The organism is Roseomonas sp. CECT 9278, from assembly GCF_918698155.1.
Classification (GTDB): Bacteria; Pseudomonadota; Alphaproteobacteria; order Acetobacterales; family Acetobacteraceae; genus Neoroseomonas.
In genome coordinates, this window is record NZ_CAKKLX010000057.1 from 22,771 (window position 1) to 28,998 (window position 6,228).

Here is a 6,228-nt window from a genome sequence, read left to right on the forward strand (position 1 = left end):
TCAGGCCTCCGGCCGCAGTTCGGCGGCGTGGTCGGGATAGGGCGAGACTGCGCCCGACTGTCCGCCGCCCAGTTCCGAGGCGAAGCCGTGGTTGACGTCGCGGTGGTGGGCTTCGTCGGCGCGCACCACCAGCACGACGTCGCGCAGCGTCGCATCCGCCGGCAGCTTCCAGTAGTGCCGCGCGATCGCCGGCGCGGGCGGGTTGGCGGACCGCCCGGCATCGATGTCGGCGAGGTAGTGGGTGTAGCTGATCACCGCCTCCTCCTCGAAATAGCCGACGACGCGGTGCGCGGTGCGCGGGCTGGCCAGATACAGCAGGAAGAAGCAGACGTAGAACACCCACTGCACGCCCAGGATGATGATGCGTTCGAAGACCGTGGGCTGCGCGACCTCGATGAAGGTCATCAGGTGCATGCGCTCGTTCTCCGCCTCCTCCATCAGGGTGCGGATCCAGCCCTTGTCGTCCTCCATGCGGCGCAGGCAGCGCAGGTGGGTCAGGGTGGCGCCGACCATGCCGGGGACGGCGGCGACGGTCTCGAGCACGATGGCGCGGTGGCCGTAGCGCCTGGCGAAGAAGGTGTCGGCGCACAAGCGCAGCAGCTTGGTGAAGCCGAGCGCGATGCGGTCGCAGACGCCCCGCGGCGCGTGATGCACGCCAAGGGCGACCTGGGGTCTGGACATGGGCGCGGTTCCTTCGGTCAGGCTGCGCCAGGCAGCGGCAGGGGGGAGAGCGCGTATTGCAGGCTGCGGGCGATGCGCGCGGCCTTGGCCTGCATGGCCGCGGCCGTTTCGGGCGGCAGCGTGTCGGCCGTCGCCTGTGCCCAGAGGTCCAGCCAGCGCGCGAACAGCGCCGGCGTGATGCGCGCCTGGTGCTTCAGGTGCGCCGCCATCGGATTGCCCTTGTAGCGGCCGGAGGTGAGCATCACCGAGGACCAGAAGGCCGTCAGCGTCTGCAGGTGGCCGGGCCAGTCGTGGATGGCGTCGTTGAACACCGGGCCGAGCACCGCATCGGCGCGGACCCTGTCGTAGAACAAGGCGACCACGCGCTGGAGGGCTTCGTCGTCGATACCGGGGCGGTCATGCATCGCGCACCTAAATTATGCATTTGAGATGCATATATCGGCTGGCCTGGAATGATGCAAGATTAAAACCGATATCTGTTACGCATGTTTTGAGGCCGGCCCATGAGGCTCACCCGCTACACCGACTATGCCATGCGGACGCTGCTGCACCTGGGCGCGCGGCCGGATGCCGTGTGCTCCATCGCCGAGATCGCCCGCGCCTACGGCATCTCCCAGAACCACCTGATGAAGGTGGTGAACGAGCTCGGCCGCGCCGGCTTCGTCACCAGCCTGCGCGGGCGGTCGGGCGGCATCCGCCTGGCCCGGCCGGCGGCCGGGATCAGCGTCGGCGCCGTGGTGCGGCACATGGAGGGCGATTTCGACCTGGCCGATTGCCCCGCCTGCGTGATCGCCCCGGCCTGCGGCCTCAGCAACGTGTTCGACGAGGCCGTGCGTGCCTTCCTGGCCGTGCTCGACCGCGCCAGCCTGGAAGACCTGCTGGGCCGGCGTGCCGCCGCGCTGCGGGGGCTGCTCGCACTGCCGGGCTGAGCGCGCCGGCGCAGGTCTGCTAGACCCGCGGCCATGTCGCGCCGCCCGATTCGCATCCTCGGCCTCGACCCCGGCCTCCAGCACACCGGCTGGGGGCTGATCGAACACGACGGCTTCCGCCTGCGCTTCCTGGCCGAGGGCGTGATCTCCACCACCCCCGCCGAGGACCTGCCCGACCGGCTGCTGGCGCTGCATCGCGGCCTGGCCGCCGTGATCGACCTGCACGTGCCGGAGGAAGCCGCCGTCGAGAACACCTATGTCGCGCGCAACCCCGACAGCGCCCTGAAACTCGGCCAGGCGCGCGGCGTCGTGGTGCTGGCGCCCGCCCTGGCCGGCCTGGCCGTCGCGCAATACGGCGCGATGGAAGTCAAGCGCGCCGTGGTCGGCAACGGCCACGCCGCCAAGGACCAGGTGCAGGCCATGGTGAAGCACCTGCTGCCGGGCGTGACCTTCAAACGCGCCGACGCCGCCGACGCCCTGGCCGTCGCGATCTGCCACGCCCACCACCGGCAATCGCGCGCGGCGCTCGCACGCGGGTATCAGCCGGCATGATGGGGCTCGGTTGCGCGGCGGGGAGGGCTCTGCCCTCCCCGGACCCCGCCCGCCAAGGGCTTAAGGCCCTTGGAACCCTCGACTTGATCGGGGGAATTGGGGAGGGGCATGGCGTACGCGTCGCGAGGGTGGTGCCGACGATGCCCCTCCCCAATTCCCCCGATTCAAAGCCCGCGGTCCAGGGGGCCGTAGCCCCCTGGTGGGGTGGGGTCCGGGGAGGGGCAAAGCCCCTCTCCGGCAGCGAGCCCGCCCCATGATCGCCGCGCTGAAGGGCCGTGTGGAGGCCACGCACGAGGGTGGCTGCGTGTTCGACGTGAATGGCGTGGGGTATCTGTTGTCGTGTTCGCGCAAGACGCTCGATGCCTTGACCGGGCGTGAGGGTGTGCAGCGGCTGCTGGTCGAGACGCGGGTCAGCCAGGATGCGATCACGCTCTATGGCTTCTTCGATGCGTCGGAGCGCGAGGCGTTCCGTGCGCTGATCGAGGTCAAGACGGTGGGGCCGCAGAAGGCGCTGATCGTGCTGTCGTCGCTCAGCCCTGATGGCCTGGCGCGTGCGATCGCGGCGAAGGAGCGCAAGCGGCTGTCCGAGGTGAAGGGGCTGGGGGCGGCGACCGCCAACCGCATCGTCGATGAGCCGGCGATGCAGAAATGGGCGGTCGGGCGCGCGACGCCGGAGGCGGATGGCGAGGGCGTGCTGGCGGCGGCGCTGCCGGAAGCCGGCGCGGAATCGGATGCGGTGTCGGCGCTGGTCAATCTCGGCTGGAAGCAGCCGCAGGCGGCGGCCGCCATCGCCCGCGCGGCGAAGCGGCTGGGCGATGACGCCACGCTGGATGCGCTGATCCGCGACGGGTTGAAGGAGATGGCGCGGTGAATTCCGAGCGCATCACCGACCCCGAGCGCCAGGACGACGACTACGGCGAGCACGCGCTGCGCCCGCAGACCATCGCCGACTTCACCGGCCAGCAGTCGCTGCGCGAGAACCTCGGCGTCTTCATCGCGGCCGCGCGGGCGCGGGCGGAGCCGATGGACCATGTGCTCTTCCATGGCCCGCCTGGCCTGGGCAAGACCACGCTGGCGCAGATCGTCGCGCGGGAACTGGGTGTCGGGTTCCGCGCCACCTCCGGGCCGGTGCTGCAGCGATCCGGCGACCTGGCCGCGATCCTGACCAACCTGCAGCCGCGCGACGTGCTGTTCGTCGATGAGATTCATCGCCTGCAACCCGCCATCGAGGAGACGCTCTATCCCGCGATGGAGGATTTCTGCCTGGACCTGATCATCGGCGAGGGCCCGGCGGCGCGCACCGTGCGCATCGACATCCCGCCCTTCACGCTGATCGGTGCGACCACGCGCGCGGGGTTGCTGGCCACGCCGCTGCGCGACCGCTTCGGCATTCCGCTGCGGCTGGTGTTCTACACGGCGGCGGAACTGCACGGCATCGTCAGCCGTGGGGCGCGCAAGCTGGGCTTCGCGCTGTCGGATGACGGCGCCTTCGAAATCGCGAAACGTTCCCGTGGCACGCCGCGCATCGCCGGGCGCCTGCTGCGCCGCGTGCGGGATTTCGCGCTGGTCGAGAACCGCGCCGCCGACCGCGCCATGGTCGATGGCGCGCTGCTGCGGCTGGAGGTCGATGCGCTCGGCCTTGATGCGATGGACCGGCGGTATCTGCGCCGCATCGCCGAACACCATGGCGGCGGGCCGGTCGGTATCGAGACGCTGGCGGCAGCCTTGGCCGAAGGGCGCGACACGCTTGAGGAAGTGGTCGAACCCTTCCTGATCCAGGAGGGCCTGGTGCTGCGCACCCCGCGCGGGCGGATGCTGGGGGAGGCGGGGTGGCGCCACCTGGGCCTCGCGCCGCCGGCGGGGATGGCGGCGCAGCTTGACCTGCTGCGGGACAATGATCCGTGACCGGACCCGAACCGAATACGGCAAATGCACCGCATCGATACAATTTGCGCGTGTATTTCGAGGATACCGACGCCGGCGGGATGGCCTATCACGCCCGGTATCTCCACTGGGCGGAGCGTGCGCGGACCGAATCCTTGCGTGCCATGGACTTGCCGCACCATTTTATGATGGAACGTCACAATGCGTTGCTGGTGGTGCGGCGCGTCGAAGTGGAGTACTGGCGGCCCGCCCGCCTCGATGATTCCGTGGTGGTCGAAACCTCGGTGCTGCGCGTGACAGGCGCGCAGGTGGTGCTCGGGCAGGTGGTCCGCGCCGCGGAAGGCGGGGCGGAGAGGCTGGCGGGCCTGAAGGTCGGCCTGGTCTGCGTGGGCCGGGACAGCCTCAAGCCGGTGCCGCTGCCGGAGCCCTGGCGGTCGGTGTTGAAGGGACTCGTCGTGCCGGGCTGAACCCCGGGGGCGATGATGCACAGGCCCCGCGGGGCCTCGGAAGGAGAGACGGCGTGAACGGCAACGTGACCGCTCAGGCGCTCGGACAGGCGGCGCATGATCTTTCGCTGTGGGGATTGTTCCTGCAGGCGGACTGGGTCGTGAAGGGCGTGATGATCGGGTTGCTGATCGCCAGCGTCTGGGTCTGGGCGATCGTGTTCGACAAGGTCACCAGCCTGCGCCGCTCCAACCGCGCCGCCGATGCCTTCGAGGACCGCTTCTGGTCCGGCGGCAGCCTCGATGACCTGTACGCGCGCGAAGGCGAGGACCCGTCCCATCCCCTGGCCGCCGTGTTCGGCGCGGCGATGCGCGAATGGCGGCGGTCCGCCGGCACGGGCAGCATCATGGGCGGGGCGAAGGAACGCGTCGAACGCGCCATGACGGTGACAATCGGGCGCGAGATGGAGCGGATGGAACGCTGGATGGTGTTCCTGGCCTCCGTGGGTTCCGTCGCGCCCTTCATCGGCCTTTTCGGCACGGTCTGGGGCATCATGAATTCCTTCGCGGCCATCGCGGGGATGCAGAACACCAACCTGGCGGTGGTGGCGCCGGGCATCGCGGAGGCGCTGTTCGCCACCGCCATCGGCCTGGTCGCGGCCATCCCGGCGGTGCTGGCCTACAACAAGCTGAACACCGACCTGGCGCGCTTCGCCGCGCGGATGGAATCCTTCGCCACCGAATTCGCCGCCATCCTGTCGCGCCAGGCGGAAGTGGCCGCGAACGACAGCGCGGCGCCGGCCGCGAGCGCGGCGGAATAGCCGCCATGGCCGGGTCCCTGATGAATGGCGGGCGTGACCGCCGGTCGCGCTACCGGCCGATGGCCGAGATCAACGTCACCCCCTTCGTCGACGTCATGCTGGTGCTGCTGATCATCTTCATGGTCGCCGCGCCGCTGATGACGGTGGGCGTGCCGGTCGACCTGCCGCGCACCGCCGCCACGCCGCTGAACCAGGAGACCGAGCCGCTCACCATCACCGTCGACCCGCAGGGCCGCGTCTTCCTGCAGGAGACCGAGGTGCCGATGGAGGAGCTGGTGCCGCGGCTGCGCGCCATCATGCAGAACCAGCCGCAGGGCGCCCCCGAACGGCGCATCTTCGTGCGCGGCGACCGCGCCATCGCCTATGGCCGCGTGATGGAGGTGATGGGCACCATCGCCGGCGCCGGCTTCACGCGCGTGGCGCTGCTGGCCGAACAGCCCTCCGGCGCGCCCGCCGCGCCCCGCCCTGCCGCGCCGCCCGCCCGCCCGGGCGGCCAGCCGCGCTAGAGCATGTTCCGGTCGCCATGGTTCACGGCACACGCGCCCGCCTATTGTTCCCGCGAGCATCCTCATCCGTCCGACCGACCGCGGTTGGACGGGTGATGCGCTAGACGGGGGGCCGACGGGCGCCGATGCCCCTCTCGACCACACGAATGGACCTGAACCGCTGGGGCCTCGTCTCGGCGGGGCTGCACGTGGCGATCCTGGTGATCGGCGCGCTGTTCGTGCTGGCACGCCCCATCCCCGAGCCCGAGGAACAGGGCATCGCGGTCGAGCTGGTGGCACCCGGCCCGCCGCTGATGGCGCAGGGCGACCTGCCGCGCCCGGTGCCCGCCCCGCCGGCCCCCGAGCCGACGCCCAACCCGCCGACGCCGGAGCCCCCGGCGCCCACGCCGCCGCGCAACACGCCGCCCGAACC

9 protein-coding genes and 1 pseudogene are annotated in these 6,228 nt (G+C 70.7%); 8 read left to right on the plus strand and 2 right to left on the minus strand.

The window, feature by feature from the left end; all coding sequences use genetic code 11:
* A complete protein-coding gene (locus LQ222_RS23265; protein ID WP_230169262.1) occupies positions 1-681 on the minus strand; it encodes an alternative oxidase in 681 nt (226 codons plus the stop codon).
* Positions 682-698: 17 nt separating this feature from the next.
* Complete coding sequence (locus tag LQ222_RS23270; RefSeq protein WP_230169263.1) at positions 699-1,085, minus strand: group III truncated hemoglobin; 387 nt, start codon at positions 1,083-1,085, stop codon at positions 699-701.
* Positions 1,086-1,184: 99 nt separating this feature from the next.
* On the opposite strand from LQ222_RS23270, the gene LQ222_RS23275 reads away from it, so the two are divergent.
* The 8 genes and pseudogenes from LQ222_RS23275 to LQ222_RS23310 form a co-directional block, all read left to right on the plus strand.
* The gene (locus tag LQ222_RS23275) at positions 1,185-1,610 is read left to right on the plus strand and encodes an Rrf2 family transcriptional regulator (protein ID WP_230169264.1); all 426 of its coding nucleotides are present in this window, start codon (positions 1,185-1,187) and stop codon (positions 1,608-1,610) included.
* 33 nt (positions 1,611-1,643) lie between these two features.
* A complete protein-coding gene (gene ruvC / locus LQ222_RS23280) occupies positions 1,644-2,162 on the plus strand; it encodes a crossover junction endodeoxyribonuclease RuvC (protein WP_230169265.1) in 519 nt (172 codons plus the stop codon).
* A gap of 253 nt (positions 2,163-2,415) precedes the next feature.
* A complete protein-coding gene (gene ruvA / locus LQ222_RS23285; protein ID WP_230169266.1) occupies positions 2,416-3,033 on the plus strand; it encodes a Holliday junction branch migration protein RuvA in 618 nt (205 codons plus the stop codon).
* On the plus strand, positions 3,030-4,067 hold the full coding sequence (gene ruvB / locus LQ222_RS23290; RefSeq protein ID WP_230169267.1) for a Holliday junction branch migration DNA helicase RuvB: 1,038 nt from the start codon (positions 3,030-3,032) through the stop codon (positions 4,065-4,067). The genes ruvA and ruvB overlap by 4 nt, the downstream gene beginning before the upstream one ends.
* Positions 4,064-4,513, plus strand: a complete 450-nt coding sequence (locus LQ222_RS23295; RefSeq protein WP_230169268.1) for a YbgC/FadM family acyl-CoA thioesterase — start codon at positions 4,064-4,066, stop codon at positions 4,511-4,513. Before ruvB ends, LQ222_RS23295 begins: the two co-directional genes overlap by 4 nt.
* A gap of 53 nt (positions 4,514-4,566) precedes the next feature.
* Positions 4,567-5,310: a protein TolQ gene (tolQ, locus tag LQ222_RS23300; protein WP_230169269.1), complete on the plus strand. Its 744-nt coding sequence runs from the start codon at positions 4,567-4,569 to the stop codon at positions 5,308-5,310.
* A gap of 5 nt (positions 5,311-5,315) precedes the next feature.
* Complete coding sequence (tolR, locus tag LQ222_RS23305; RefSeq protein WP_230169270.1) at positions 5,316-5,816, plus strand: protein TolR; 501 nt, start codon at positions 5,316-5,318, stop codon at positions 5,814-5,816.
* Between the two features lie 146 nt (positions 5,817-5,962).
* Positions 5,963-6,228 (plus strand): annotated as a pseudogene (locus LQ222_RS23310) (hypothetical protein); the annotation flags it as partial.

Excerpts from the sequence above, each read along its gene's own strand:
- LQ222_RS23265 (WP_230169262.1), bottom strand. The coding sequence starts at position 681 with ATGTCCAGACCCCAGGTCGCCCTTGGCGTGCATCACGCGCCGCGGGGC.
- LQ222_RS23270 (WP_230169263.1), bottom strand. The coding sequence starts at position 1,085 with ATGCATGACCGCCCCGGTATCGACGACGAAGCCCTCCAGCGCGTGGTC.
- LQ222_RS23275 (WP_230169264.1), top strand. The coding sequence starts at position 1,185 with ATGAGGCTCACCCGCTACACCGACTATGCCATGCGGACGCTGCTGCAC.
- ruvC (WP_230169265.1), top strand. The coding sequence starts at position 1,644 with ATGTCGCGCCGCCCGATTCGCATCCTCGGCCTCGACCCCGGCCTCCAG.
- ruvA (WP_230169266.1), top strand. The coding sequence starts at position 2,416 with ATGATCGCCGCGCTGAAGGGCCGTGTGGAGGCCACGCACGAGGGTGGC.
- tolR (WP_230169270.1), top strand. The coding sequence starts at position 5,316 with ATGGCCGGGTCCCTGATGAATGGCGGGCGTGACCGCCGGTCGCGCTAC.